Origin of the sequence: Phenylobacterium sp. LH3H17, from assembly GCF_024298925.1 — a bacterium.
GTDB lineage: Bacteria > Pseudomonadota > Alphaproteobacteria > Caulobacterales > Caulobacteraceae > Phenylobacterium.
Genome location: NZ_CP101283.1, coordinates 1,337,704 through 1,363,540, shown reverse-complemented (window position 1 = coordinate 1,363,540; position 25,837 = coordinate 1,337,704). Strand labels below are relative to the sequence as shown.

Annotated in this window: 33 protein-coding genes; 20 read left to right on the top strand and 13 right to left on the bottom strand. The window is 68.3% G+C overall.

Features of this window, described 5'->3' with window-relative positions:
* Positions 1-150 precede the first annotated feature (150 nt).
* Complete coding sequence (locus M9M90_RS06615; RefSeq protein WP_254836372.1) at positions 151-771, top strand: PEPxxWA-CTERM sorting domain-containing protein; 621 nt, start codon at positions 151-153, stop codon at positions 769-771.
* Between the two features lie 48 nt (positions 772-819).
* The gene (locus M9M90_RS06610) at positions 820-1,893 is read left to right on the top strand and encodes a class I SAM-dependent methyltransferase (RefSeq protein ID WP_254836371.1); all 1,074 of its coding nucleotides are present in this window, start codon (positions 820-822) and stop codon (positions 1,891-1,893) included.
* A gap of 2 nt (positions 1,894-1,895) precedes the next feature.
* On the opposite strand, the gene M9M90_RS06605 is transcribed toward M9M90_RS06610, so the two are convergent.
* Positions 1,896-3,500, bottom strand: a complete 1,605-nt coding sequence (locus M9M90_RS06605; protein WP_254836370.1) for an ATP-binding protein — start codon at positions 3,498-3,500, stop codon at positions 1,896-1,898.
* Positions 3,501-3,688: 188 nt separating this feature from the next.
* Between M9M90_RS06605 and M9M90_RS06600 the strand changes: the two genes are divergently transcribed.
* Both M9M90_RS06600 and M9M90_RS06595 read left to right on the top strand, forming a co-directional pair.
* Positions 3,689-4,411, top strand: coding sequence for a PEPxxWA-CTERM sorting domain-containing protein (locus M9M90_RS06600; RefSeq protein ID WP_254836369.1), 723 nt, complete (start codon positions 3,689-3,691; stop codon positions 4,409-4,411).
* Positions 4,412-4,463: 52 nt separating this feature from the next.
* On the top strand, positions 4,464-5,120 hold the full coding sequence (locus tag M9M90_RS06595) for an AAA family ATPase (protein ID WP_305885138.1): 657 nt from the start codon (positions 4,464-4,466) through the stop codon (positions 5,118-5,120).
* Between the two features lie 17 nt (positions 5,121-5,137).
* On the opposite strand, the gene M9M90_RS06590 is transcribed toward M9M90_RS06595, so the two are convergent.
* Positions 5,138-5,815 carry a hypothetical protein gene (locus M9M90_RS06590; RefSeq protein ID WP_254836368.1) on the bottom strand — a complete coding sequence of 226 codons (678 nt, stop codon included), beginning with the start codon at positions 5,813-5,815 and terminating at the stop codon, positions 5,138-5,140.
* 273 nt (positions 5,816-6,088) lie between these two features.
* Positions 6,089-6,379 (bottom strand): DUF1330 domain-containing protein, encoded by a 291-nt coding sequence (locus M9M90_RS06585; RefSeq protein WP_254836367.1) that lies wholly within the window; start codon positions 6,377-6,379, stop codon positions 6,089-6,091.
* 151 nt (positions 6,380-6,530) lie between these two features.
* Between M9M90_RS06585 and M9M90_RS06580 the strand changes: the two genes are divergently transcribed.
* Positions 6,531-7,280 (top strand): hypothetical protein, encoded by a 750-nt coding sequence (locus M9M90_RS06580; protein WP_254836366.1) that lies wholly within the window; start codon positions 6,531-6,533, stop codon positions 7,278-7,280.
* Positions 7,281-7,289: 9 nt separating this feature from the next.
* On the opposite strand, the gene M9M90_RS06575 is transcribed toward M9M90_RS06580, so the two are convergent.
* Both M9M90_RS06575 and M9M90_RS06570 read right to left on the bottom strand, forming a co-directional pair.
* A complete protein-coding gene (locus M9M90_RS06575; protein WP_254836365.1) occupies positions 7,290-8,078 on the bottom strand; it encodes a methyltransferase domain-containing protein in 789 nt (262 codons plus the stop codon).
* A gap of 262 nt (positions 8,079-8,340) precedes the next feature.
* On the bottom strand, positions 8,341-9,867 hold the full coding sequence (locus M9M90_RS06570) for a winged helix-turn-helix domain-containing protein (RefSeq protein WP_254836364.1): 1,527 nt from the start codon (positions 9,865-9,867) through the stop codon (positions 8,341-8,343).
* 132 nt (positions 9,868-9,999) lie between these two features.
* Between M9M90_RS06570 and M9M90_RS06565 the strand changes: the two genes are divergently transcribed.
* The 3 genes from M9M90_RS06565 (at position 10,000) to M9M90_RS06555 (ending at position 12,676) form a co-directional block, all read left to right on the top strand.
* Positions 10,000-10,689: a PEPxxWA-CTERM sorting domain-containing protein gene (locus tag M9M90_RS06565; protein WP_254836363.1), complete on the top strand. Its 690-nt coding sequence runs from the start codon at positions 10,000-10,002 to the stop codon at positions 10,687-10,689.
* 535 nt (positions 10,690-11,224) lie between these two features.
* Positions 11,225-11,662, top strand: coding sequence for an RcnB family protein (locus tag M9M90_RS06560; RefSeq protein WP_254836362.1), 438 nt, complete (start codon positions 11,225-11,227; stop codon positions 11,660-11,662).
* Between the two features lie 249 nt (positions 11,663-11,911).
* Positions 11,912-12,676 carry a DUF2189 domain-containing protein gene (locus tag M9M90_RS06555; RefSeq protein ID WP_254836361.1) on the top strand — a complete coding sequence of 255 codons (765 nt, stop codon included), beginning with the start codon at positions 11,912-11,914 and terminating at the stop codon, positions 12,674-12,676.
* Between the two features lie 156 nt (positions 12,677-12,832).
* On the opposite strand, the gene M9M90_RS06550 is transcribed toward M9M90_RS06555, so the two are convergent.
* Both M9M90_RS06550 and M9M90_RS06545 read right to left on the bottom strand, forming a co-directional pair.
* Positions 12,833-13,408: a metalloregulator ArsR/SmtB family transcription factor gene (locus M9M90_RS06550; RefSeq protein WP_254836360.1), complete on the bottom strand. Its 576-nt coding sequence runs from the start codon at positions 13,406-13,408 to the stop codon at positions 12,833-12,835.
* A gap of 128 nt (positions 13,409-13,536) precedes the next feature.
* Complete coding sequence (locus M9M90_RS06545) at positions 13,537-13,857, bottom strand: DUF1476 domain-containing protein (protein ID WP_254836359.1); 321 nt, start codon at positions 13,855-13,857, stop codon at positions 13,537-13,539.
* A gap of 197 nt (positions 13,858-14,054) precedes the next feature.
* On the opposite strand from M9M90_RS06545, the gene purC reads away from it, so the two are divergent.
* The 4 genes from purC to purQ all read left to right on the top strand — a co-directional run bounded on the left by purC (position 14,055) and on the right by purQ (position 16,173).
* Positions 14,055-14,813: a phosphoribosylaminoimidazolesuccinocarboxamide synthase gene (gene purC, locus M9M90_RS06540; RefSeq protein WP_254836358.1), complete on the top strand. Its 759-nt coding sequence runs from the start codon at positions 14,055-14,057 to the stop codon at positions 14,811-14,813.
* Positions 14,813-15,052, top strand: a complete 240-nt coding sequence (gene purS, locus M9M90_RS06535; RefSeq protein ID WP_254836357.1) for a phosphoribosylformylglycinamidine synthase subunit PurS — start codon at positions 14,813-14,815, stop codon at positions 15,050-15,052. The genes purC and purS overlap by 1 nt, the downstream gene beginning before the upstream one ends.
* On the top strand, positions 15,049-15,429 hold the full coding sequence (locus M9M90_RS06530; RefSeq protein ID WP_254836356.1) for a hypothetical protein: 381 nt from the start codon (positions 15,049-15,051) through the stop codon (positions 15,427-15,429). The genes purS and M9M90_RS06530 overlap by 4 nt, the downstream gene beginning before the upstream one ends.
* An 81-nt stretch (positions 15,430-15,510) precedes the next feature.
* Positions 15,511-16,173 (top strand): phosphoribosylformylglycinamidine synthase subunit PurQ, encoded by a 663-nt coding sequence (gene purQ, locus M9M90_RS06525; RefSeq protein WP_254836355.1) that lies wholly within the window; start codon positions 15,511-15,513, stop codon positions 16,171-16,173.
* Between the two features lie 2 nt (positions 16,174-16,175).
* Here purQ and M9M90_RS06520 read toward each other — a convergent pair whose 3' ends face one another.
* From M9M90_RS06520 to M9M90_RS06510, 3 genes are read right to left on the bottom strand one after another with little or no spacing between them, the layout of a single operon-like run.
* Complete coding sequence (locus M9M90_RS06520) at positions 16,176-16,568, bottom strand: SRPBCC family protein (RefSeq protein ID WP_254836354.1); 393 nt, start codon at positions 16,566-16,568, stop codon at positions 16,176-16,178.
* Complete coding sequence (locus tag M9M90_RS06515) at positions 16,568-16,930, bottom strand: VOC family protein (protein WP_254836353.1); 363 nt, start codon at positions 16,928-16,930, stop codon at positions 16,568-16,570. The genes M9M90_RS06520 and M9M90_RS06515 overlap by 1 nt, the downstream gene beginning before the upstream one ends.
* A gap of 25 nt (positions 16,931-16,955) precedes the next feature.
* Positions 16,956-17,804: an AraC family transcriptional regulator gene (locus M9M90_RS06510; RefSeq protein ID WP_254836352.1), complete on the bottom strand. Its 849-nt coding sequence runs from the start codon at positions 17,802-17,804 to the stop codon at positions 16,956-16,958.
* Between the two features lie 91 nt (positions 17,805-17,895).
* On the opposite strand from M9M90_RS06510, the gene M9M90_RS06505 reads away from it, so the two are divergent.
* Positions 17,896-18,090: a BlaI/MecI/CopY family transcriptional regulator gene (locus tag M9M90_RS06505; protein ID WP_254836351.1), complete on the top strand. Its 195-nt coding sequence runs from the start codon at positions 17,896-17,898 to the stop codon at positions 18,088-18,090.
* 153 nt (positions 18,091-18,243) lie between these two features.
* Here M9M90_RS06505 and M9M90_RS06500 read toward each other — a convergent pair whose 3' ends face one another.
* Entirely contained in the window at positions 18,244-18,465 is a 222-nt protein-coding gene (locus M9M90_RS06500; RefSeq protein ID WP_254836350.1) for a hypothetical protein, read from the bottom strand.
* Positions 18,466-18,834: 369 nt separating this feature from the next.
* Here M9M90_RS06500 and purL point away from each other — a divergent pair, with 369 nt between their 5' ends.
* Entirely contained in the window at positions 18,835-21,033 is a 2,199-nt protein-coding gene (purL, locus tag M9M90_RS06495; RefSeq protein WP_254836349.1) for a phosphoribosylformylglycinamidine synthase subunit PurL, read from the top strand.
* Between the two features lie 12 nt (positions 21,034-21,045).
* Here the strand turns inward: purL and M9M90_RS06490 are convergent, their stop codons facing one another.
* Both M9M90_RS06490 and M9M90_RS06485 read right to left on the bottom strand, forming a co-directional pair.
* The gene (locus M9M90_RS06490; RefSeq protein ID WP_254836348.1) at positions 21,046-21,348 is read right to left on the bottom strand and encodes a hypothetical protein; all 303 of its coding nucleotides are present in this window, start codon (positions 21,346-21,348) and stop codon (positions 21,046-21,048) included.
* Between the two features lie 106 nt (positions 21,349-21,454).
* Complete coding sequence (locus tag M9M90_RS06485; RefSeq protein WP_254836347.1) at positions 21,455-21,937, bottom strand: CinA family protein; 483 nt, start codon at positions 21,935-21,937, stop codon at positions 21,455-21,457.
* Positions 21,938-22,058: 121 nt separating this feature from the next.
* On the opposite strand from M9M90_RS06485, the gene M9M90_RS06480 reads away from it, so the two are divergent.
* The 6 genes from M9M90_RS06480 to M9M90_RS06455 all read left to right on the top strand — a co-directional run bounded on the left by M9M90_RS06480 (position 22,059) and on the right by M9M90_RS06455 (position 25,799).
* Complete coding sequence (locus M9M90_RS06480; RefSeq protein WP_254836346.1) at positions 22,059-23,291, top strand: serine hydrolase; 1,233 nt, start codon at positions 22,059-22,061, stop codon at positions 23,289-23,291.
* Between the two features lie 24 nt (positions 23,292-23,315).
* Positions 23,316-23,720: a VOC family protein gene (locus M9M90_RS06475; RefSeq protein ID WP_254836345.1), complete on the top strand. Its 405-nt coding sequence runs from the start codon at positions 23,316-23,318 to the stop codon at positions 23,718-23,720.
* Between the two features lie 104 nt (positions 23,721-23,824).
* Positions 23,825-24,058: a BolA family protein gene (locus tag M9M90_RS06470; RefSeq protein ID WP_254836344.1), complete on the top strand. Its 234-nt coding sequence runs from the start codon at positions 23,825-23,827 to the stop codon at positions 24,056-24,058.
* Positions 24,059-24,067: 9 nt separating this feature from the next.
* Positions 24,068-24,958 carry an aldo/keto reductase gene (locus M9M90_RS06465; RefSeq protein ID WP_254836343.1) on the top strand — a complete coding sequence of 297 codons (891 nt, stop codon included), beginning with the start codon at positions 24,068-24,070 and terminating at the stop codon, positions 24,956-24,958.
* Between the two features lie 80 nt (positions 24,959-25,038).
* A complete protein-coding gene (grxD, locus tag M9M90_RS06460) occupies positions 25,039-25,383 on the top strand; it encodes a Grx4 family monothiol glutaredoxin (RefSeq protein WP_254836342.1) in 345 nt (114 codons plus the stop codon).
* Positions 25,380-25,799 (top strand): thioesterase family protein, encoded by a 420-nt coding sequence (locus M9M90_RS06455; RefSeq protein WP_254836341.1) that lies wholly within the window; start codon positions 25,380-25,382, stop codon positions 25,797-25,799. The genes grxD and M9M90_RS06455 overlap by 4 nt, the downstream gene beginning before the upstream one ends.
* The last annotated feature ends 38 nt before the right edge of the window (positions 25,800-25,837 follow it).

The following is a 25,837-nucleotide window of genomic DNA, read 5'->3' as shown; positions in this document are numbered from 1 at the left end:
TTAACGTCACACAATCCCCCAAAGGGGAACCTTCGTATTGAAGTGGGTTCTTGGCGAATTTTTGCTTGATCTGTCCCTGAAAATTGATCGCAATACTGGTAGAAGACCAATCAAGGTCCCGGTGAGTTCGATCTCGTTTTGGGGGTTTCAATGTACACTCGTTTTGCGCGCCTCGCCGCTGGCCTCGCCGCGGGTCTTAGCGCCCTGAGCCTGTCGGTCGCGGCCCATGCGACGATCATCGATATCAGCGCCACCGGCGCGCCGACGATCACCACGTTCGACGCGGGGTCCTACCGCATAAGCTGGATCGGGATCGCCGACGGCGGCGCTTTCGACGCCTGGCATCCCAGTTGCCCCGACGATACCTGTGTGGGTGCTTGGCGCAGCGCCTTCGCTGCGACGACGGATGCCGGTATCAATCCCGACTTCACGGTCTTCGCCCTGCCGGGCCCGACCTTCGCATCGCCTGCGGCGTCTCTCGCCGCGTTCAAGGCGGCGCCGACCATCCTCAGCACCGATTTGAACTGGAACGGGGCCAGCTATGTCCCGGACTCGCCGGAGTTCATCGCCACGCCCTGGATCGTCAATTTCTCGTCCTCGACAACGGTGGGCTTCTTCATCCCGGAGGGGAGCAAGTCCGACAACTTCGGCGGCGTCTCCATTCGGTTCACCGCCGTTCCGGAACCGCAGACCTGGGCGCTCATGATCGTGGGCTTCGGCGCGGCCGGCGCCATGCTGCGTCGGCGCGGACAGGCGCTCGCTCGCACCTAGGCTCTCGGCCATCGCGCCAGCCTGGCCCATCCGGGCTAGGCTGCGCGCATGCCCGACTCCCAGCCCACCCAGGACCAGCAGCTCGCCATCGGCGTCTCCCGCCTGCGCGAGCACATGTTGAACCATGCCGAGCTGATCTTCCGCCGGATCCTCGCCGCGGCCCCCGACCATGCCCAGGCGCGGCGCTATCTGGGCGTCACCCTGTGCAAGCTCGGCCGGCGCGACGAGGGCCTGGCCCTGCTCCAGGCGCCTGACGCCCAGGCCGACCTCGAGGCCGCCCTGCACGGCGGCCCCTTCTCCACCGACCAGGCCGAGCATGGCTTCAAGGTGATCGACTATCCCTACCGCTCCAGCGTGCGCTACGGCTCGGGCCGCCCGTCCCATCCCGAGCTCGCCGGCCTGATCGGGGCCGGCGCGGCCCGCTACCGCGACCTGCTCGACGACCTCGCCGCGATCGCCGCCGACTTCGACGACATCCCGCTCGGCGGCGCCTACGACACGCCCACGCCCTTCTGGCTCAACGCCTGGTTCCCGCCGCTCGACGGCATGGTCCTGACCCAGATGCTGCGCGCCCACGATCCGGCCCGCTTCGTGGAGATCGGCTCGGGGACCTCCACCAAGTTCGCCCGCCGCGCGGTCGCCCGCTACGGGCTGCGAACCCGGCTGACCTCCATTGATCCCCAGCCCCGAAGCGAAATCGACGCCCTCTGCGACGAGGTGATCCGCCGCCCGCTGGAGGACTGCGGGACGGCGATGTTCGAGGCCCTGGCCCCTGGCGACATCCTGTTCCTCGATTCCTCGCACCGCTCGTTCCAGGGTTCGGACGTCACCGCCTTCTTCCTCGACATCCTGCCGCGCCTCAGGCCCGGGGTGATCGTCCAGGTCCACGACGTCTACCTGCCCGACGACTACATCTCGGGCCATGTGGGCCGCCTCTGGAACGAGCAGTACCTGCTGGCCACGGCCCTGCTGTTCGGCCGCGAGGCCTTCGAGATCCTGTTCCCCTGCTGGTACGTCCACCGGGACTCGGACCTCGCCGCCCACGCCAGGGCCCGGCTCGCCCAGGGCCCGCGGCGGACCCTCAACCTCTACGGCGCCTCGTTCTGGTTTCGAAAAACCTAGCCCTAGCCCAGCGCCGCCACCACCGCCTCGACCAGGGTCGTGGCGGTGACCGGCTTGGCCACGTGCAGGTCGGCGCCGGCCGCCTGCGCGTCCTGCCGGTGCTGGGCCATGGCGTTGGCGCTCAGCATCACGATCGGGGTGCGCCTGCGCTCGGGCGCCAGGCCTTCCTCGCCGCGGATGGCCCGGGTGGCGGCCAGGCCGTCCATCACCGGCATCTGCATGTCCATCAGCACCAGGTCGAAGCTCGCCGCGCCGAAGGCCTCCAGCGCCTGGGCCCCGTCCCCCACCGTGGTCAGCTCCACCCCGAACGGCCCCAGGATCAGTTCGACCACCCGCTGGTTGATGGGATGGTCCTCGGCCAGCAGCACCCGAAGTCCGGCCAGCCGCGCCAGCACGCCCTCGTCCTCGGCGACCGGGGCGGCCTGCGCGGCGTCGCGGTCGGCGTCATAGTCGGCCAGGGCCCGGCAGCGGGCCAGCGGCAGCACCACGCGGAACAGGCTTCCCCGCCCGGGCTCCGAGCGCGCCGAGATCCCGCCGCCCATCATCTCCACCAGCGCCCGCGTGATGGAGAGGCCAAGCCCCGTCCCGCCGAACCGCCGCGTTATCGTGCCGTCGGCCTGGTTGAAGCGCTGGAACAGGGCGCCGGCGAAGACGGCGTCGAACCCCACCCCGGTGTCCTCGATCTCCAGCACCAGGGTCGCAGGCTGGCCGGCAATCCCGCCGCCCTCCACGCCGATCGCCACCCGCACCTGCCCCTGGGCGGTGAACTTGACGGCGTTGGAGAGCAGGTTGGCCGCCACCTGACGGATCCGCAGGCTGTCGCCCAGGAACTCGCCCCGGGCCTCGGGGCTCCAGTCCACCGGAAAGCACAGACCCTTCTCCTGGGCGCGCAGCGCGAACATCTGCAGCACCCCGTCCAGCTCGGCGCGCAGGTCGAACACCGCCTCCTCGATCTCCAGCCGCCCGGCCTCGATCTTGGAGAAGTCCAGCACGTCGGAGACCAGCCTCTCCAGGGTCACGCCGGAACTCTCGATCAGCCCCACCATCTCCCGTTGCTCGGGGTCGAGGTCCGTCTTCGCCAGCGCCGCCACCACCCCGATCACCCCGTTCAGCGGCGTGCGGATCTCGTGGCTCATATTGGCCAGGAAGTCGCTCTTGGCGCGGTTGGCGGCCTCGGCGGCCTCCTTGGCCGCGGCCATCTCGGCCTCGATGGCCAGCCGCTCGGTGACGTCGCGCGCCACCCCATAGACCAGGTCGCCCACCCGCCGCGCCCGCCACTCCAGGTGGCGATAGGTTCCGTCGCGGCGGCGATAGCGGTTGATGAAGCCGCGGACCTCCTCCTCGACCACCAGCCGCTGCATGTGCCCATGGCTGGCGGCGGCGTCGTCGGGATGGATGAAGTCGAGCATGAGCGCGCCTTCCAGCTCCACCCTCGAATAGCCCAGCGCCGCCTCCCAGGCCGGGTTCACCTTCACGAACCGGAAGTCGCTGTCACGGATGCACAGCATGTCCAGGGACACTTCGAAGAAGGTCGCCAGCTCCGCGTCCACCGCGCTCCGGCGCCCGGCGTCGGGCGTCGAAGCATCGTGGGATGCAGGCATGAACATGGGGACGCAACGCTCCGGTGAACTGGGCTCACCCTGCGCCGCCGGGTGGTATCAGAGCGTTAACGCAAGGCGCTCCGCCGGGTGACCGATCGCCACGGCCGGGCCGGGTGGCCGGTAATTCCGCTCAATTGACTCCGCCGCCGTCCGGATCGACCCTCTCGGCCGTCGGGGCGACATGGGAGGGACTTATGAAGCGGTTCGCCGCCTGCCTGTTCGCCGCCGCCGGCCTGGCCCTCGCGCCGCTGGACGCAGCCTCCGCCATAACCGTCGGCCAGGTCGACGACTTCGAGGACGGCACGACCCAGGGCTGGACCGTCGCGCTGGGGCCGTTCGGCGCGGTCCACCCCGCCCCGCCCGCCAATGTCGCCAGCGGCGGCCCCGCCGGCGCGGGCGACAACTTCCTGATGCTGACCTCACTGGGCGGTGTCGGCCCGGGCTCGCGCATGACCGCCATGAACGGCGCCCAATGGTCGGGCGACTATCTGTCGGCCAATGTCGGCGCCATCGGCATGTGGGTGAACAATTTCGGCCAGAGCGACCTCAACCTGCAGCTCTTCGTCGAGGACCCCAGCGGCGGCCCGCCCGCCAACGGCGCCTACTCCACAGACTCGATCTTCGTCGCCGCCGGCGGCGGCTGGACCCCGATCAGGTTCTCCCTGGACCCCGACGACCTCACCGCGGCTTTCGGCAGCGTTCAGGCCGCGCTCAGCGGCGCCACCATCCTGCGCCTGTTCCACGGCCCGATCCCCGGCGGCCAGGGCCAGGGCGTGGCCGCCCAGCTCGGCGTCGACAATATCGAGGCCATTCCGGTCCCCGAGCCCGCGACCTGGGCCATGATGATCCTGGGCTTCGGCGCGGTCGGGCTGGCGATGCGGCGCGGCCGGCGCGGCCGGCGCCTCCGCCCCGCCTAAATTGGAGGCCAGAAACGCCCCGCTCCGCATGGCGCGGAATGGCGAGGCGAGCTTGAAGACATTGGCGGTCATCGCCCTCAAGGGGGGCTCGGGCAAGACCACTGTGGCCACCCACCTGGCCCTGGCCGCCCATCTGCGCGGCCTCGACACCCTGGTGGTCGACATCGACCCCCAGCTTTCGGCCCGCGACATCCTGGGCGCCCGCGAAGACCCAGGCCCCGCCTGCGTCACCTGTTCGGGCCGCAATGTCCTGGCCGCCCAGTTCGGCGCCCTCTCCCAGCGCCGGGACCTGCTGATCGTCGACACCGCCGCCGGCGCCGTCGAGGAGGTGGGCGAGGCCATCGTCGTCGCCGACTACGCCGTCCTGGTCGTGCGCCCCACCCTGATCGACCTCTCGGGCCTGGCCCGCTCGCTGACCATCGTGCGCAAGCTGGGCAAGCCCTACACCGTGGTGATCAACCAGGCCCCCGTCCCGCGCGGAGCCGTCGAGGCGCCCCTGGTCAAGCGCGCCATGAAGGGCCTCGACTACATGCAGGCCCCCGTCGCCCCGGTCATCCTGCGCGCCCGGTCGGTCTACCAGACGGCGCTTGAGCGGGGCCGCTCGGCCGAGGAGACCCCCGACCGCGCCGCCGCCCGGGAGATCGCCGCCCTCTGGGACCACGTCCACGCTGGCCTGGCGGCGGGCAAGGACAGCGCCGAGGTGGCCTGAACGCGACGGACCTGACCTCAGCGCGCCGCCTCCGCGGCCGCCGCCTTCTCGGCCGCCTCGATCGCCACGTCGTCGCTGAACCGCCGGATGATCACGTTGAGCTGCGGACGCCCGCCGTCCGCCTCCCCCTCGCCGCCCTTCGCCCGCTCCAGCCGCTCGCCGTACTTGGTCGGCGCCAGCCGCGCGGCCTGCCAGCGCGCCGCGTCGATCCGCACCTTGGCGAGAAAGGCGGTCTCCGCCGTGGCCGCCTCGGCGATCTCCCACACCTGGTCGAAGCGCCGGTGCGCCTGAACCATCCGCGCCAGGCCGTAGGCCTCGCGGAATTCCGGATAGCGCTTCACCCAGTTATAGACCGTGGCCTCGCAGGGCAGGCCCGGCAGGTCGCAGGCCTGGCCCACCGTCATCCCCGCCGCCACCCGCTCGCAGATCAGCCGCGCCATGTGCCGGCAATAGACCGCGCGGCGCCCGCCCTGGGGCCCATGCCGCCCCGCCGCCATCGCCTGCGCCAGCCGCGCCCGGAACGCGGGACGAGCCTTGGCCCAGCCCTTCACCCCCGCCCGGCTCGGCATGTCCGGCTCCCGGGACACGGCCATCAGCGGCTCCCCGCCCGCCAGCCGCGCGCAGATCACCGAGGCCAGCCCCTCGCAATAGGCCCGCCAAGGCCGCACGGCGCGGCCCGTATCGTCAGCACTCATGGGAATGTCTCGCCAGGCGATGGTGGTCAGATGCTCCCCCTCTGGGGGAGCTCCCGGCCGCATGGCCGGGTGAGGGGGACTAAGATGTCCTTCGACGGCAGTTCGACGGGCCTGAGCAAGGGTCAGAGTCCCCCTCAGGCCCTTCGGGCCAGCTCCCCGAGAGGGGGAGCATCTCCAGGCCCGGCGCCAAGTCCGCCAGACGAGCCAAATCCTCTCACATTTCCGCGGAAATGGCAAGAACATTTCAAGAACAAACAGCCCAGCCGACCAACCTCAGTCGCACCCGTCGACCAGCACCAGCTTGCTGAGCGTCGTCCCATGGCGCACGGCGTACAACGCCTGGGCCTCGGGATCCTCCAGGAACGCCGCGGCGTCGGCCCGCGATGGAAACTCGAGAATGACCATCCGTTCCGGCGCCCAGTCGCCTTCCATCACGGTCGGCTGCGTTCCCCGGACGATGTAGCGTCCCCCGTGCTTTTCGATGAACGCCGGGATCGCCTCCACATAGGGCAGGAAGCCCGCAAGGTCGCGGACCGAGAAGTCGAGCACCAGATAGGCCTTCATCTACTTCTCCGGACGGCGGTCAAATCGCGAACGCCCCAGCTCACGCCCGCTGCACAGGGACATGATACCTATTTCCCCAGCGCGAACTTGGCGACCAGCACGGCCGGGAAATAGGTATCGTGTCCCCCCATTTCCCCGTCTGATGAGCGTCATGATCACAACCCTCGCGATCGCCGTCGGCCTCGGCCTCCTCACCTCCGCCGCCCACGCCGAGCCGACCCGTGTGATGGTCCGCGCCCAGTCCCTCGACGCCAAGTTCATCGGCGACGCCATGGGCGGAGTCAGGATCACGCTGACCGACGCCAGGACCGGCCGGCGACTGGCTACGGGCCTGACCAAAGGCGGCACGGGCGACACGGCAAAGCTCATGAAGACGCCACGCGTCCGCGGCAGCCAGGTCTCCGACGCCGGAGCGGCGGGCTTCGACGCGGTCCTCGACCTCACCGAGCCCACCCTGGTGCGAGCCGACGCCGAGGGCCCGGTGGGCAAGCCGGCGTCCAGCATCCTCGTCTCTTCCACGCTCTGGGTCATACCCGGCCGGGACGTGACGGGCGACGGGTGGGTCCTGACCTTCCCGGGTCTGGTCATCGAACCGAAGGCGACATCGACAGGTCCGGGCGCGCTCCAGGTCGACGCCAAGGTGAGCCTGATGTGCGGCTGCCCGATCGACCCCGGCGGCCTGTGGGACGCCAACACCTATTCGATCCAGGCCTCGCTCCTGCGCGCGGGCCGGGTGGCGGCGCAGAAGTCGCTCACCTATGCGGGGCGGCCCAGCCAGTTCACCGGCGCATTTGTGGACGTGCCGGCGGGGCGCTACACGCTGCGCATCGTGGCGACAGACGCAAAAACCCCAAACGCCGGCGTCTGGGAACAGGCCGTAAGGATCGGGGCCAAACGCTAGGTTCGAACCTCAGCGCGTCGCCAGGAAGGCGTATCGGTTGACGCTGAAGAAGAAGGCGTCGGCGGCCATCAGGGATTCCTGGTCGGACCACCACGCCGCCTGTTCGGCAGGCTCCAGGCCGTGCTTCTCGCCGTTGGTCCTCACGAAGTTCCGGATCGATTTCACCATCCCGCCCGCATAGCTGAAGGGCTGCCAACGGGGTGAGAACATCGGCACGATCTCCGTCCGACGCACCTCGAAGCCGGCGCCCCGTAGCAATGGCCCTAGCTTCGCGGGCAGGTGGGGATCGGCGAGGTGGTCATCCCAGCACGCCAGCATCCGGTCCATCCGGGCCGTGTCTGAAGAATGCCAGACAAGGCTTCGCCAGTCCGTGTCCAGGATGACGGCGCGGCCCCCGGGCCGAAGCACGCGGTGGAGCTCGGCCAGGGCGCGCGGTATGTCGTCGACATATTCATAGACCTGCGTCGACACCGCCGCGTCGAAGGCCCCATCGGGCAGGTCCAGGTCTGCGGCGTCCCCGATCCTGACCTCCGCGTGGCTGACACCTGCCAGCCGGTCGGCGGCCGCGGCGACCATGGCCGGGGCCAGGTCCAGGCCCACCATCCGACCGGACTCCCCCACGAGCCGCGCCAGGTCCAGCGCCAGCAGGCCCGGTCCGACGCCCACGTCCAGGAGGCGCTCGCCGGGCGTCGGCGCCAGCAGATCGATGACGCGGGCGCGCTGCGCGACCACGTCCGGCGTCATGTAGATCGCCTCGACGGCCTTGGCCGAAGCCGCATCGAAGGTCAACTGGCTCAAGAAAGGTCTCCGTTAAACGCTACAGGCGCCATCGGCGCCGCGGGATCGGCGGCCCATTCCGTCATCGACCCATCGTAGACGGCGACCGACGGGTGGCCCAACCGCGTGAGGGCCCGCCCCGGGGACATGATGCCTATTTCCCGGCGTAAGCCTGCCGATCGCCCAATCGGGCAATAGGTGTCGTGTTCCCTATTCCCCCACCCCCCTGGGTCGCAGTCAAGAACCCGGTCGCAGGGCGCCAGTGTCGCAGGGCTCGCGGCCCTCAGCCGTTGCGATAGTCGGGCGCAATGCCCCTGCCCCGCCAATAGGCCGCCAGACCTATGCGTTCCGTGAGGTTCTCGAAGCGGGAGTCCGCGCGCAGGCCCGACGTCGCGGGGACGAACAGCATGTGGGTCTTGCGGCGGCGCTGGTCGCTTACCGAGAACTGACCTGGCCGCCAACGCACGCTGGCCATGAGCGGCCCTTCTTCCAGGAAGTAGGCTGTGGCGACCTTGAATGCCCGGTCGACCTCGCCCAACCCTCCGAGCAGAAGGATGGCGTTGACCGAGAGCGGAGGTCCGAGGGAGACCTGGGCCATCAGTTGCGCCGCGGCGGCCCGAATATCAGCCCGGCGTCCGGAGTCCAAGGCGCGGAGCGCGGTCCCGAGGCTGTCGATGATGAAGTCCGGCAGGTCAGGACGCAGGCTGGCGTCGGCGAGGTGGGCAAGCGCGCGGTCGGCCCGTCCGGTGAAGGCGAGCGTCCAGAGCCTGGCGAACCACGCGCCCGGGTGGCGTGGCCAGAGCTGCAGCGCCTTGTCGGCCACCCGGTCGGCCGCATCCACCTCGCCTGCGATCCAGTGAGCATAGATGAGACGATAGAGCAGATTGGCGCTGAGCGAATCTTCCTTCGCCATCGCGAGGCGTTCGGCGAGGTTCTCCCGGACGCGCCCGACAGACGTGAGCAGGAACGCCCGCGCGTCGCGGGTGGTCAGGTGGTCGGGCGCGACGCCGAGCACCCTGTGCATGCGCTGCTCGGCGGCGGCCCAGTCGCCGAAGTACGGCGGCAGGATCGCCAGGGCCGAGAGCGCATCCGGCTGGCGCGACGAAAGGGTCAAGGCGCGGCGCGCGGCGTCCTGGACGCCCGCCACGAGGGCGGTGGCCTGTTCCGGCGGGCTTTCTTCCGAGAGCGCGTAGCGCGCCAGCGCCAGCCGGCCCCAGGCGAGCGGATCGTCGGACGCCAGGTCTGCGGCGCGGTCCAGCGCACGAACGGCGCGGCCGTGGCCCTCCGGGGAGCCGGCGCGCATCTCCTGCTCGCTCTCCCCGATGAGCGCCCCGGCCTGGGCCCGAGCGCGGTCGCGCCGCACCCGCCACAGTCCTGCGCCGAAGGCGCCCGCCACGCCCAGACCGGCCAGGGCGAACATGGCGCGGCGGGCGATTGGCCGCACAGATTCCGGCGGGAAAGCGGCCTCAATGAGCAGGCGATAGCCCGCGCGAGGCACGGTCTGGATGCGGAAGCCCGCGTCGCCCACCGTGCGGGCGAGCCGGCGGACATCAGCCACGGCGCGGTTCAGGCTGTCGTCGCCGACGACCGCGGCGCCCCAGCAACGTCGGAAGAGCTCCTCGCGCGTGACCACGCGGCCGGCGGCGTCCGCCAGGACGACGAGGACCTGCATGGCCCGGGGCTCGAGCGAGCCTTCGCCGCCCGGGCCCGAGAGCTTGCGGGTCGACGGACTGACCTGGACGGCGCCCAGGGTGAAATCGTCACGTCGGACGAGCTCGGCCGTGGTCAGGAGATCGCTTGCCCCGTTCACAAAGCCACCTCCCCCCGGAGCCGTCGTTCCTCGGCAAATCCTCAGGTCTTCATCATGGCTTGAACCCTCATCCGCCGACAAGGTCTCGCCTCCGGGCGGCCGCGGCGCCGCCGACAACGCATGGAGGCTTGGATGCTCAAGGCTTGTTTCATCGGCTGCGCGGCGCTGTTGGCGCTGGCGGGGCCTTCGCTCGCGTCGCCCCTGGCCGACGCGCCCGGCGACTTCCTCGCCAGCTACACCGGACCGCAGAACGGCGACCTCGACATTCTGAGCGCCAGCGTTCGATTCGACGGAAGCCACTTCCACCTGAGCTCCACGGTCAATGGGGCCGTGGGGTCGACTCCCGGCGCGCTCTACGTGTGGGGTATCAATCGAGGCGCGGGCCTCCCCCGTCTGACCTTCGGCACGCCCAGCGTCGGCGGAACGGCGCCGTTCGACGCCGTGGCGGTGTTGTTTCCGGACGGCCTCGGCCGCGCGGTGACCTTCCCGCTCGCGGGACCGCCCTCCATCACCCCTCTGCCGGGCCTGGTCTCTGTCGACGGATCGACTATCAGCGCCTCGTTCCAGGCCAGCCTGTTTCCAACGAGCGGCCTCGCGCCCCAGGACTACACCTTCACCCTCTGGTCGCGGGCGCGCGTAAGCCCCCTGATGGACGGGACGAACGCCGAGATCGCCGACTTCGCGCCCGATGTGGGCGGGATGACCTCGACGGTGCCCGAGCCTGGCGCTTGGGCGCTGATGATCGTGGGCTTCGGTGCGATGGGCGCGATGCTGCGCCGCCGCGACCGCCTGGCGCCAGCCGCTCCCGGAGCGCAGGCCTGACCTTGGCTCAGCCCTTCACCCCCGCGCGGCTCGGCATGTCCGGCTCCCGGCAGACTGCCATCAGCGGCTCCCCGCCTGGGGGAGCTCCCGGCGGCATGGCCGGAGCGGCACGAGAGTCAGATGCTCCCCCAGAGGGCGAGCAACTTCAGGCCCGGAGCCAAGTCCGCCAGACGACCCAAATCCTCCCACAATTGCGCGGAAACGCCTAGAACATTCGGAGAACATCCACGCCTGCCGGGAAGTGCCCGTCACTCAGCCGGGGCGCAGATGGTCGCGGCGGGCACGACGGCTGTTTCGCGGCCTAGGCCTGCGGATCGCCCAATCGGGAAATAGGGTCGCGGCCCCTTCAATCGCGCCGGCGACCGGCCGCATGCGGCCGCCAGCATCTCGATTCAATAATGATTGATGAATTAACTTAGATAACTCTAGTAAACTATGTATCAATACACATCGTCAAAGTATTCATCCTGAGTTCATGCGCATCTTCTACGTTATGAGTGACAACCAAATCTCATAGGGATTCAGGAGCGCGACCATGAAGCTAATTTCCATCGCGACCGCTATCGCCGTCATCTGTTCAGCGCCGGCGGCCATGGCGAAGCCCGGCGAAGGTCATGGCAAGGGGCATCACCACGCCCACGCCATCGAGGGCCCGCACGCGGCCCAAACGACCGGCAAGTCCAAAGGCTGGAGCACGGCCAACGGGGTGGTGACCAATCGGGCCGGGCGGACGCACCCGCACGGCATGCCGCCCGGCCAGGCGAAGAAGTGGGTCGCGCAGAACGGCGGGCTCCGCGTCGGCGGGGTGCTTCCGGCCAGCTATCCGGGGTACCAGACCCTCTCCGCCACGCGCGCCCAAACCCTTCCCATCGCTCCGGTCGGGACAGAGTATGTACGGGTGGGCGACGACGTCTATCTACGCCAGACCAACACGGGGGTGATCGCCAGCGTCCTCCAGGGCCTGTTGCGCTAACACGGGCCCGGCGAGGAGGGGTGAGCCTTGGGAGGCCCCTTCTTCGCCGCGCTTGTTGTCCGACTTGCCGCCGTCCGGGCACGGGGGCGGGATATCGGGGAACACGACCCAAGGCCCGCCACTTCGTCGCCCCGCATCCTTCGGATGCTGGATCGCGCTCAGGAGCGTCCGCTACCAACCTCGACCTTGCCAGCCGTGCGGATCGGCGACAACATTCCCCAGTAATCGGCGCGTTATCGGGGAGGGCTTATGGACGCGACCCTAGGCCTTCCGGCCATCCGGACGGTCGCCCTCACGGAGCCCTTCGGCTGGCTGGCCGACGGCTGGCGGGATCTGATGAAGGCGCCGGGTCCTCTACTTTTCTACGGCCTCTGCATTGCGATCGCCAGTCTTGCGCTCTGCTACGGCGTCTATGTCACGAACGGAGCCTTCTGGGTGATGGCCCTGACCGCCGGGTTCGTCATCATTGCGCCTGTGCTTGCGATGGGCCCCTATGAGGCCGGCCGGAGATTGGACCAGGGAGAACGCCCCAGGCTTGGCCAGATCCTGTTCGTGCGTTCGGCCTTCCGGCAGGACGTGGCCTATCTCAGCCTGCTTCTTGTGCTCATCTACTTCTTCTGGGGTCGTGTGGCGCAGATCGTCTACGGCCTGTCGACGTATCAGATTCACCGCGACGTCGACTCACTCATCGCCTTCGCCATCGGATCGAGCGATGGGCGCTCCATGCTGCTGGCCGGAACGGTGACGGGCGGTATCCTCGCCTTCGCCGCCTATTCCCTGGTGGTGGTGTCTGCCCCCATGCTTCTCAACCCGAATTCCAATGTGTTCGCCGCGGTGGCGACCAGCGTCCGCGCCGTCAATGCGAACTTCTTTCCACTGCTCCTCTGGGCGGTGATCATTACGGCCCTGCTGCTGCTTTCGGCTGCGACCGGATTCCTCGCCCTCGTCGTCATATTCCCGTGGCTGGGTCTCGCCAGTTGGCGCGCCTACCGCAGTCTGACGGACGACTTCTGACGGCCTGCCGACGGCTTTTCTGAGTCAGGAGCGCCGGTTGGCGAGATCGATCCGCCGGTCGCCGCGAAGCCGACCTTCCGGCGGACTTTCGAGGTTGGTCGAGGGCGCTGCAAACTCCCCATGAATCGCGCGCCGACATTTCTTGAGCGGTCCGTCCTATCCCACCCGCCAGTCGGCCTGCGGCAGCCGCCAGTAGACATTGTCGTGCCGCGCCATCATCCCGGCGCCGATCAGCTCGCGGCGCAGGGTGGCGCTGTCCCAGTGATGGCGTTGGATCAGGGCGTTGACCTCCGCCTCGGGGTAGCGCCGGCCATCCTCGAACTTGGCTGTCAGCCATTTCAGGATCACCGTGCGTTTGCGGCGGCTGGCGGGGATGAGCTTGAGCGTCCCGTCCGGCTCGACGAAGGCGGCCAGCACCTTGTCCTCCCAACTTTCGGCGGCGGGGGGCGCCAGGGCCGCGGCGGGCTCCAGCAGGGTGCGGTTCATAGCCTCCAGGGCCTGCGCGTTGAGCGCGTGCCAGCGGGTGGTGCCGGCCGCGCGCACGCTGACCAGGCCCAGGTCCTTGAGCACCGCCAGGTGGTGGGAGACGGTGGGCTCCTTGAGGTCCAGCAGCTCGGCCAGCTCCTGGACGCTGCGCTCGCGCTCGCTCAGCAGGCCGACGATACGCAGCCGGCTCTCGTTGGACATGGCCTTGAAGAAGGCCAGCAGGACCTGGAGGTGGGATTCGGGCATGGCGCCGCTCCATCGACAGTGGTCTAATTAGACACTCATCGATGTAATTGGGCAAGCCCGGCCGGCCGCGCAAACAGAAACGCCGCCCTTGCGGACGGCGTTCTTAGGCTCGACAGGCGCCTGGGCGGTCAGCCGCCGCGGATCTGCTCGCGGGCCTGGGCCAGCAACTCGTCCATCTTCATGCGCACCTCACCCTCGGTGATGGCGACGCCGGACCCCTTCAGGTCCTCGAACACCTTGCGCAGCACGTCCTCGTCGCCGGGCAGCTCGAAGTCGGACTTCACCACCGCCTTGGCGTATTCGGCGATGCTGTCGTCTCCCAGGCCCATCAGGGCCGCGGCCCATTCGCCCAGCATGCGGTTGCGCCGCGCGCCGGCCTTGAATTCCTGCTCCTGGTCGAGCTCGTACTTCTTCTCGAAGCCGCGCTCTCGATCGTTGAAGGTGGTCATGTGTTCCCCAGTGGGTCGTCCGTCGCGCGTTGCATATCTCTTGAGCCGCGCGCTCGCAACGTAAACGCGCCGCATCGCGACATGGCGCCTGCGCCGTTTGCGCGCGCCCTGCCGTTCCGCTAATCCTCATCAGGCCTCATATGGGCGAGAGGTCGAGTCGACGGCTCGGCTAACCCTCGCCCTCGGAGAAGGCGTTTATGACCACCCGCCGCAAGAAGATTTACGAGGGCAAGGCCAAGATCCTCTATGAGGGTCCGGAGCCCGGCACCTTGATCCAGTACTTCAAAGATGACGCTACCGCCTTCAATTCGCAGAAGAAAGCGATCCTTGAGGGCAAGGGCGTCATCAACAACAGGATCAGCGAGTATGTGATGATCAAGCTGAACTCGATCGGGGTTCAGAACCACCTCATCAAGCGGCTGAACCTGCGCGAGCAGCTGATCCGCGAGGTGGAGATCATTCCGCTGGAGGTGGTCTGCCGAAACGTGGCGGCCGGCTCGCTGTCGCAGCGCTTCGGCCTGCCCGAGGGCCAGGCCCTGCCCCGCTCGATCATCGAGTTCTACCTGAAGGACGACAAGCTCAACGATCCCATGGTCGCCGAGGAGCACATCACCGCCTTCAACTGGGCGTCGACCCAGGAGATCGACGACATGATGGCCCTGACCCTGCGGGTGAACGACTTCCTGACCGGCCTGTTCGCCGGGGTCGGCATCACTCTGGTCGACTTCAAGGTGGAGTTCGGCCGGGTCTATGAAAACGACTTCTCCCGCGTCCTGCTGGCCGACGAGATCAGCCCCGATTCCTGCCGGCTCTGGGACACCCAGACCAACGAGAAGCTGGACAAGGACCGCTTCCGCCGCGACATGGGCGACGTCATCGAGGGCTACACCGAAGTCGCCCGCCGGCTGGGCATCATGAAAGAGATGCCCACCGTGATCCAAGGAGGTCTGCACTAGTGCGCGCGAAAGTTCATGTGTTCCTGAAACCCGGCGTCCTGGACGTCCAGGGCAAGGCGGTCGAGAACGCCCTGCACGGCCTGGGCTGGCCCGAGGTGGACGGGGTTCGCGTCGGCAAGACCATCGAGTTCGACCTGAAGGCCTCCGACGCCGCGGCGGCCGAGGCCGAGGTCAAGCAGATGTGCGAGAAGCTGCTCGCCAACACGGTCATCGAAAGCTACCGCGTCGAGGTGGCGTGAGGGCCCAAGCCCTCATCGCCATCCTTCTGACGGCCCAGGCCTGCGCGCCGGCCGCCACGCCCGCGCCGCCGCCATCGGCCTTCAGGCTCGACTGCAGTCGGACCTATGAAGCCCTGTCGGCCGACGTCCTGGCCCTGCCCGATATCAAGCCTGCCCCGCGAAGCCCGGGCGAGCCTTATCGCTACTATGCGACGCCGGATGGGACCCTGGCCTTCGTGTTCACCGAACCCGGCGCGCCGGGTCATCCAGCGATCATCCGGCAGGTGGCGGCCCGCAAGGGCGGGGCCACTGTCATGGAGAACACCGGCTGCCCGTATGGCGACCGGAAGGGCTTCGACCAGCTGATGTCCTATCTCGGGGGACTGGACACACGATGAGCGCCTGCCACCTCTTCCCCGCCCCGGATCCCGTGGAACCAGCCCTCCCAATCCTCGACGAATGCGCCTAGAGAACCGCCCATGAAAGCCGCCGTCATCGTCTTCCCCGGTTCCAACTGCGACCGCGACTGCAAGGTCGCCATCGAGCGCTCCACCGGCGCCTCGGTGGAGATGGTCTGGCACGCGGAGACCGCACTGCCCGCGGGCCTCGACCTGATCGTCCTGCCAGGCGGATTCTCCTACGGCGACTACCTGCGCTGCGCGGCCATCGCGGCCCTGTCGCCGGTGATGTCCGAGGTCAAGGCGGCGGCCGAGCGCGGCGTGGCGACGGTGGGGATCTGCAACGGCTTCCAGGTGCTGACGGAGGCCCGGATGCTGCCCGGCGCGCTGCTGCGCAACGAGGGCCTGAAATACGTGTGCAAGCCGGTCGGCCTGGAGGTCACCAACGCCCAGACCCGCTTCACCGCCGCCTATGGCGGCCGTCGGGAGGTGGAGATGACCGTCGGCAACGGGGAGGGTAACTTTTTCGCCGACGAGGAGACCCTCGACCGTCTCGAGGGCGAGGGCCAGGTGGTGTTCCGCTATCTCGACAACCCGAACGGCTCGTCGCGCGACATCGCCGGGATCGTCAACTCGAAGGGCAATGTCCTGGGCCTCATGCCCCATCCCGACCGGGCCTTCGAGGCCGAGCTCGGCTCGGCCGACGGCGCGCTGCTCTTCCAGAGCGCGCTCGCCAGCGCCTAGGCCTAAAGCGCCTCCAGGTTCCGCTTCAAGGCCGCGTTGCCGGCATCGGTCAGGGGACCTGCGACCTCCAAGAAGCTGTGCGGCAGGACGTCGGTGATCCAGACGATCCGGCAACGTCCGTCGCCCTCGGCGAAGACCTCGAAGGAGGCGTTGTGGTGGACGGGCGCGCCGTCCACCACCGCATAGACCACCCGCTTGGCTGCGTCGTCGATGTCGACGATCAACTCCTTGGCCACCATGCCGCTGGCGAAGGTGACGATGCGGGCGTCGCCCTCCATTCGGCAGTCGGTGAGCACGGGGGCGAAGGCCTTGTGGGCCTGGTCCATCTGGCGCAACATCGACCAGGCGAGGTCGGCTCCGACCTCGACGGTGATCTCCTTGCGGATCGAGGCCACTATTCGGTCCCCCAGACGGCTTCGATATTGTTGCCGTCGGGATCGATCAGGAAGGCGGCGTAGTAGGTCGGGCTGTAGTCCAGGCGCAGGCCCGCCTCGCCGTTGTCCTTGCCGCCGGCCGCCAGGCCCGCCGTATGGAAGACCGCGACCGCCTCGCGGCTCGGGGCGCGGAAGGCTAAATGGGCGCCCTGTGACCCGTCTCCGCCGGCATAGAGCCACAGGGCCGGACTGCCGGGCGGGCCGAAGCCGGCGCCCTCGGCGTCCTCATAGCTCTTGACGCAGCCCAGCGGGGCCAGCGCCGCGGCGTAGAACCGGGCGCTCGCCGCCACGTCTTTCACTCTCAAGCCGATATGGTCGTACATGGGGGAACCTCCGTTGGATCGGAGGTCACCCTAGGGTGGAGGTCGCCAGCCGTTCTTGGAGGATCTTGCGATCGCCTTTGGCCGCCTTGCGGAAGGCGCGCGGCGAGACGCCCGCCGCCCGGCTGAAGGTCCGCACGAAGTTCGACAGATCGCCGAACCCGACATCATAGGCCACGTCGGTGATCGAGCCCTGGTCCTGGGCCAGCATCCGCGCGGCGCGGCGCAGCCGGGAGCGGACCAGGTACTGGTGCGGCGTGACACCCAGGACCTTGGCGAACAGGCGCAGGAAGTGGAACGGGCTCAGCCCCGCCTCGCGAGCCGCCCCGTCGAGGTCCACGGCCTGATGGGCGTTAGCGTCGATCCAAAGGGCCGCATCGACCGCCCGGCGGCGGTCGCGGCCCACGGCCTGCGGCGGGGCGCGGCGCTGGCCGGTCACCGTCGAGACGAAGCGGGCGGCGTAGAGCATGCCGGCCTCGTCCATGCCGACATCGCTGCGGCCCTCGGCCGCCGATTGCGCCAGTTCGCCCAGGACCACCAACTCCGGCAGCGGCGCGACCCCGCCGGTGCGCCAGACTTCCGGATTGCCGCCCAGGGCCTCGAGCAGGGCCGGCGACAGCTGGAAGGCCAGGCACTCGTCACCGCACTGGTGGTCGTGGGTGCAGACATAGTCATCGCCAGCGCGGCCGATGACGGTCGAGCCCGCCACCATCTCAAAGGTCTTGCCGCCCAGCCGGTAGCCGAAACTGCCCCTTCGCACATAGGAGACGCAGGTGGCGTCATGGTGCTCGGCAAAAGGCGCCGCCGAGGGGCCCGCCTCGCACCGATAGTCGACCACCTCGATCGACCCAGACGACAAGACCGTGCGAACCGACATTCCGTCCCAAGCTGCTGTTTCAGCGCCCCATACTAGCATAGAGGGGGTTGCGGACTTGGCGATTCTTGCGGCCGCATGACAGCCCGAGCGGGTGGACGGCCGCCACCAGTACCGGCCGCTGGTCGCGCGAGAGAACTATGTCCAGGCCGAGAGCCAGGACCTGCTGGACCGGCTGTTCGACGGCCAGCTCGCGCCGATGGTGGTCCATTTCGCCAAGCGGCGAGCGCTGAAGCCCGCCGAGATCGCCCAGCTGAAGAAGCTTATCGAGGAGCTAAGCGATGACTGAGCTGTTGGCCTGTCTCCTCCGGGCCAATCTGGCGGCGAGCCTGGGGCAGCGGGGGTTCACCGTCTGAGGCCGATCAACGAAAGGGCCGGCGCCTGGTGGCGTCGGCCCTCTCTCTGCGTTTCGAGTGACGAGTCTCGCCGCTCAAGACGTCCGTCAGCGGTCCATGTCGTCCCTGCCGGCCTGATCGCCTTGCTGATCGGGACGGCCCGATTGACCGGCCTGGCCTTGCTGGCCCTGTCCGCCCTGTTGCCCGCCCTGTTGACCTTGCTGGCCTTGGCGATCGCGGTCCTCGCCCTGCTGTTGTTGCTGGCCGGGATTTTGCCGTTGCGGGTCGTTCTGCTGCTGTTGCGGATCGCGATTCTGTTCGTTGCCCATGTCGTTTCCCATCATCCTCATCTGTGCGCCGCTGCGGCGCGGTACGACGTAAGCAACTGTTCTTTTTGGAGAACGTTCCGTGGTCAAGCTTATCACCCTCGCGTGATTCCGGCTCAGCTTCTTGAACTACTCTTGTAAGTCAGCCAGCCATCTTTGAACGTAAGTGACGGGCGCGAGCGGGCGGCCGCAGAAGAGAACAGGCTGCGTCCGGTCACGGTCGGAACGCTGCCCGCGCCGCCACTGGCGGTGGCCGGCGCCGGCTGGGAGATCGGCGACACCGGCCCGACCGGGCGCCGTGCGACGGATCAACGCGCTGACCGACTGATCGCCCTATCGCGCGGGCGGGCGAGTCCGGGTAGAAGGCCCGGCATGAGCGCACAGCCTGCCAAGACCCTCCGCGAGACCGCCGCCGAGTACGGCCTGAAGTCGGAGGAATACGACGTCATCCTCCAGCGCCTGAACCGCGAGCCCAGCGCCGTGGAACTCGGCGTGTTCTCGGTTATGTGGAGCGAGCACTGCTCCTACAAGTCCAGCAAGATCCACCTGGGCAAGTTCCCGACCACGGGCCCTCGCGTGATCTGCGGGCCAGGCGAGAACGCCGGGGTGGTGGATATCGGCGACGGCCAGGCCTGCATCTTCAAGATGGAGAGCCACAACCACCCCTCCTATATCGAGCCTTACCAGGGCGCGGCCACGGGCGTCGGCGGCATCATGCGCGACGTCTTCACCATGGGCGCGCGCCCCATCGCCCTGCTGAACGCCCTTCGGTTCGGCGATCCCAGCCATCCCAAGACCAAGCGGCTGGTGGCCGGCGTGGTCAGCGGTATCGGCGGCTACGGCAACTGTGTCGGCGTGCCCACCGTGGCCGGTGAGACTAATTTCCATAAGGGCTATGACGGCAACATCCTGGTCAACGCCATGTGCGTGGGCCTGGCCGACGCCGACAAGATCTTCTATTCGGCCGCCCCCTCGCCCGGCCTGCCGGTGGTGTATTTCGGCTCCAAGACCGGCCGCGACGGCATCCACGGCGCGACCATGGCCTCGGCCGAGTTCGACGACGCCTCCGACGAGAAGCGCCCCACCGTCCAGGTCGGCGACCCCTTCGCCGAGAAGCTGCTGATCGAGGCGACCCTGGAGCTGATGGCCTCGGGCGCCGTCGCCGCCATCCAGGACATGGGCGCGGCGGGCCTCACCTCCTCCTCGGTGGAGATGGCCGGCAAGGGCGGGGTGGGCATCGAGCTCGACCTCGACATGGTGCCGCAGCGCGAGGAGGGCATGAGCGCCTACGAGATGATGCTGTCGGAGAGCCAGGAGCGGATGCTGGCGATCCTAAAGCCCGGCCGCGAGCACGACGGCGAGCGCATCTTCAAGAAGTGGGGCCTGGACGCCGCCACCATCGGCTGGACCACGGACACCGGCCACATGGTGCTGAAACACAAGGGCGAGGTGGTCTGCGACGTGCCGCTGGCGCCGCTGTTCGACGACGCGCCCCTCTATGACCGCCCCTGGATCGCGCCGGACCTGCAGCCCCGGCTGTCGCCCGCCGACGTGCCCCAGCCGGCCGACTACGCCCAGGCGGTGCTCAAGCTGCTCAGCGCGCCGGACATGGCCTCGAAGCGCTGGCTCTGGGAGCAGTACGATCGCCACGTCATGGCCGACACCCTGGAGGACAGCGCCACCGGCGCCGACGCGGGGATCGTGCGCGTGCACGGCACGAGGAAGGCGCTGGCCGTCACCTCCGACTGCACCCCGCGCTATGTGCAGAACGACCCCTATTGCGGCGGCAAGCAGGCGGTGGCGGAGGCCTGGCGCAACCTGACCGCCGTGGGCGCCGATCCCATCGCGATCACCGACAACCTGAACTTCGGCAATCCCGAGCGTCCCGAGATCATGGGCCAGATCGTCCGCGCCATCGACGGCATGGCCGAGGCCTGCCGCGTGCTCGATTTTCCGGTCGTGAGCGGCAATGTCAGTCTCTACAACGAGACCAACGGCGCAGCCATTCCGCCGACCCCGACGGTGGGCGCGGTGGGCCTGCTGAAAGACTCCAGCCTGCGCGCCGACTTCGCGGGCATGAAGGCCGGGGACGCGCTGGTGCTGATCGGCGAGACCCGCGGCGAGCTGGGCGCCAGCATGTACCTGCGCGAGATCCTCGGCCGCGAGGACGGCGCCCCGCCGCCGGTGGATCTGGCTCTCGAGCGCAAGACCGGTGACTTCATCCGGAATCTGATTCTATCGCGTCAAGCCATTGTCGTGCATGATCTTTCCGATGGCGGCCTAATCGCCGCAGCCGGCGAGATGGCCCTGGCCTCCAAGGTGGGCGCGCGCCTGACCATCTCCGCGGATCTGCCGGCCCACGCGGCCCTGTTCGGCGAGGACCAGGCCCGCTACCTGCTCGCCGTGCCCAATGGCTACGAGCTGCTCGCCGCGGCCAAGGCCGCAGGCCTTCCGGCCGCTATCGTCGGCCAGGCCGGCGGCGAGGACCTGGCGGTCGACGGCGTCTTCACCCTGCCCTTGGCCAAGCTGCGCGAGGCCCACGAGGGTTGGATGCCGGCCTATATGGGCTGAGGGCCCCGCGGATCAGTTGAATGGCTGGGGCTCCCCGTCGCCCCAGCGGTCGAGCCGTTCCAGGGCCTTGCGGATATCGGCCAAGGGGACCGGCTCGGGCGTGCCCAGCAACCACCTCAAGGTGGGTTGGTCCTGGACGGACGAGGCGTCCGAAGCCCAGGACGACAACACCGCGCGCTTCTCGGCGGGGTCCAGCAGTGGGTCCTTCAGCACGTCCCGCGGATGTCCGAACCCGACCGCCGGGCGCAGCCATCGTTCGAGGGCCGCCCCGAGACCTTGGTGTTGGATAAGCTGTTCCGATGTCGCCAGGCGCATGGCCGTATCTCCTGAATCCGATCCTTTCCCTGGTCCGCTCCGGCCCTGTCGACCGGGCGGTCGCGGAAAATTTGAGGTCGAAATCGGGATGTTTCAAGGGGCCAAATCAGTCCTGCGTCGCCGCCTCCAGCATACGCAGGCAGGCGGCGGCGAAGGCCTCCATGTTGGCGGCGCGGTCGTCGGATCCGGTCTCGATGGTGACCGCCATCTCCATCGGTCCGGAGATGGCCACGCAGGTATGGCCGGCGGCGTCGCCATAGGGATTGCCGGTCGGCCCCGCCGCCCCGGTCTCGGAGATGCCCCAGGTGGCGCCGTAGCGTTCGCGGGCGTTGCGCGCCAGGAGCAGGGCATAGGGCTCGCTGGACGAGCGGACGCCGGCGAGGGCCTCGCGCGGAATGTCGGTCAACAGAACGCGCGCCTTGGGGGTGTAGACCACCGCGCCGCCCATGAAATAGGCCGAGGCTCCCGGCACCGACAGCAGCGCCGCCGAGACTAGGCCGCCCGACGAGCTCTCATTGACCGCCACGGTCTCCTTGCGGTCTTTCAGGCGCTGTCCCAGCACCGCGGCCTGCGCCATCAAAGCCTGCATTCCGGTCGTTCTCCATCCACCCAAGGGTCGTAGCGGTCGCGTGTTTTTCTTGGCATCCGTATGCCGCCGCGCCCATGATGCCCGCCAATTAGAACGACCGCCATTCTAGGGAGGATATTTTATGGACGCCCAATCTCAGTGGACCGGGCTCGACGCCGGCCGCCTTGAACGCATTACCGAACACCTCGAGCGCAACTACATCGGTCCGAAGAAGATCATGGGCTGTCAGGTGGCGGTCGCCCGCCACGGCCATGTGGCCTATCAGAAGTCGTTCGGCTCCATGGACCTGGAGCGGGCCAAGCCGATGGCCGACGACGCCATCTTCCGCATCTATTCGATGACCAAGCCGATCACCTCGATCGCGCTGATGACCCTCTATGAGAAGGGCTATTTCCAGCTCAACGACCCGGTCAGCCGCTATGTCCCGTCCTGGAAGAACCACCGTGTGTGGATCTCGGGCGAGGGTGCGGACATGGTCACCGAGGCCCCGACGCGCCCCGTCACGTTCCGCGACGTGCTCGGCCACACCGGCGGCTTCACCTACGGCGGCGGCCTGCCGGGCGTCGGCATCCAGCACCCGGTGGACAAGATCTATCGCGAGCTGAAGATCCGCAGCGCCGGATCCACCGACACCATGGCGGAGTTCCTCGACAAGCTGGCCCAGGTCCCCCTGCTCTATCAGCCCGGCGAGCGCTGGATGTACTCGCTCGCCACCGACATCTGCGGCGCCCTGGTGGAGGTGATCTCGGGAAAGCCCTTCGCCCAGTACCTGCAGGATGAGATCTTCGGCCCTCTCGGGATGGTCGACACGGCGTTCTACGTAGCCCCCGACAAGGTCGACCGCTTCTGCGCCAACTACCAGCGCGGACCCGACAAGCAGCTGAAGCTGATCGACGACCCGGCGACCAGCGCCTTCATCAGCGAGCCGGGCTTCAAGTCCGGCGGCGGCGGCCTGACCGGCACCACGGCCGACTATCTGCGCTTCTGCGAGATGTTGCGCCGGGGCGGGGAGCTGGACGGCCATCGGGTCATCGGGCCGCGCACGCTGGAATTGATGCACATGAACCACCTGGCGGGCGGCAAGGACCTCTCGACCATGGCGCTCGGGACCTTCTCGGAGACCGCCAATGACGGGGTGGGCTTTGGCCTGGGCTTCGCCTCCACCATGGGACAGGTGGAGACCGGGTCGCTGGGGACCGGCGACTATTATTGGGGCGGCGCGGCCTCGACCATCTTCTGGGTCGATCCCAAGGAAGACCTCTCTGTGGTGTTCATGACCCAGCTCATGCCGTCGGGGACGTTCAATTTCCGCGGCCAGTTGAAGAGCCTGATCTACTCGGCCATCGTCGACTGACGGGAATCTGGCGCGGGGACGTCGATGGATCTGCTGGTCAATATCGACGTCCCCGACCTGCCGCGCGCCGTCGCCTTCTATACCGACGCCTTCGGCCTAAAGGTGACCCGCCGCTTCGGCGATGGGGGCGTGGAGCTCTCCGGCTGGCCCGCCAAGATCTATCTGCTTGAAAAACCGGAAGGCTCGGTCGGCGCTGGCCAGGACCTCCGCCGCTACGCGCGCCACTGGACCCCGGTCCATCTGGACGTGGTGGTCGCCGACATCGAGGCCGCCTTCGTCCAGGCCGTGGCCGCCGGCGCCCGCCCGGAGAGCGAAATCCGCACCGAGACCTGGGGCAAGATCGTGGTCATGGCCGATCCTTTCGGCCATGGAATCTGCCTCATCGAGTTCCTCAACCGGGGCTACGACGAGATCGCGCCCCATCTCTGAATTTGCGGCGCCCGGAAACGCCCGTGGAAGCCAGCGAACCGTCTGGGAATCCAAGGGTTGTTAAGCTTTATGGCACACAAAGTTTCTTCGATCGGAGCAATCCCATGCCCATGCCCATCGCCGAACTGGAGCGTAGCCTCCGCGAGGCGTTTCCAGACGCCCAGATCCAGGTGGACGACCTGGCCGGCGACGGGGACCACTACAAGGCGCGGATCGTGTCCAAGGCCTTCGCCGGCCTGAACAGGGTCAAGCAGCACCAACTGGTCTACAGCGCCCTGAAGGGCCGCATGGGCGGCGAACTGCACGCGCTGGCCCTCGAAACTTCATCCCCGACCTAGAGGAGCGCCATGCGCTATCGACCCTTCGGCGTGACAGGCAAGGCGGTCTCAGCCGTCAGCCTGTTGCTGCGCGAAGCGCCGAACATGAGTTCGCCCCAGGCCTGGCGGGCCTTGGTCTTCTCGGCGATGGAAAGCGGGATCAACTGTTTCGAGGTGGCCGCCGGCCTGGACGTCGCCGCGCTCGGGCTCGGTGAGGCGCTGAAGTCGGTGGAACGGCGGCTGCTGTTCCTGAGCTGGCGTCTGCGCGGCGATCCGCGCGGCGTCCTGACCGCCCAGGCGATCTCCCACAGCATTCGCGGCGGACTGCAGAAGACCGGCGCCGGCTATTTCGACCTCGTGATGATGGATGAGACCGCCTATGAGACCCTGGCGCCCGACGCCCTTGAGCATCTGGGCCAGCTGCGTTCCGCGGGACTGTGCCTGCAGGTGGGCGTGGCCGGCGACGGCGCGGCGGTCGATGAAGGCATCCGCAGCGCCGCCTTCGATGTGGCGACGACACCCTTCAGCATCACCTCGGACTGGCAGGCGCGCCGCCGGATCCGCGAGGCCTCCGACTCCAACATGACCCTGGTGGGTTGCGAGCCGTTTCCCGGCGCCCTCGGCCGCACCAGCCAGGCCGCGCCGGCGCGCAGCGGCCTGCTTGGGCGCGGCCGGGTGGAACCCCTGGCGGGCGCCGGCACCTACGCCTTCCTGAACGACACTCCCGGCTGGACCCCCGACGAGATCTGCCTGGCCTATTCCCTAACCGAGCCGTCCTTCGCCACGATCCAACTCGAGATTTTCCGCACCGAAGCCATCGCGCGGATGGCCGAAGTCACCGACAGGGACATGCCCACGGGGGTCGCCGCTCAGATCGAGATGGCCCGCTTTGGCGAGGTCGCCGATCGTCGCAGGGCCTAGGGTCAGGCCTCGCGCGTCTTGACCGGAGGGCCGGCCGTCCTTAGCTCTCTTGCGACCTATTCGCCTGAAGGCCCGACGCCATGACCGAAACCTCCACCGCCAACCCCGCCCACGATTTCATCGCCAAGACCGTGGCGGAAAACCCGGTGGTGCTGTTCATGAAGGGCGTGCCCGAACAGCCGCGCTGCGGTTTCTCGGCCCTGGTCGTCCAGATCCTCGACCACCTGGGCGCCGATTTCATCGGCGTCGACGTCCTGCAGGACGACAGCCTGCGCGACGGGATCAAGACCTTCACCGACTGGCCGACCATCCCGCAGCTCTACGTGAAGGGCGAGTTCGTCGGCGGCGCCGACATCGTCCGCGAGATGTTCCAATCGGGCGAACTGAAGCCCCTGATGATCGAACAGGGCGTCCTGGCTGCGTGAGCAGACTCCTCGAGCCGCCGCCCGGCCGACAGGTCTTCACCCGAACATTCACGCCGACCGCGTCGGACATCGACGAGAACGGCCACGTGAACAATGTGGTCTATGTCCGCTGGATTCAGGACATGGCCACCTCGCATTGGCGCGCCCTGCAGCCGGATGACCAGCAGACTCTCTGGGCCTGGATCGTCCTGCGCCATGAGATCGACTATCGCCGCGCCCTGATGCCCGGCGAGACCGCCACCGCCATCACCTGGGTCGCCGAGGCGCCGGAAGGCCCACGCTTCGACCGCTTCGTGCGTATCGACGGCCCGGACGGCGGCATGTGCGCCCAGGCCCGTACGGTCTGGTGCCTGGTCGACGCCCAGACCGGCCGTCCCAAGCGAGTCACGCCGGACATCGTGGCGCGGTTCACCTGAGAACGACGAAGCTCGGCTTGTCCCTGACCACCACGTCG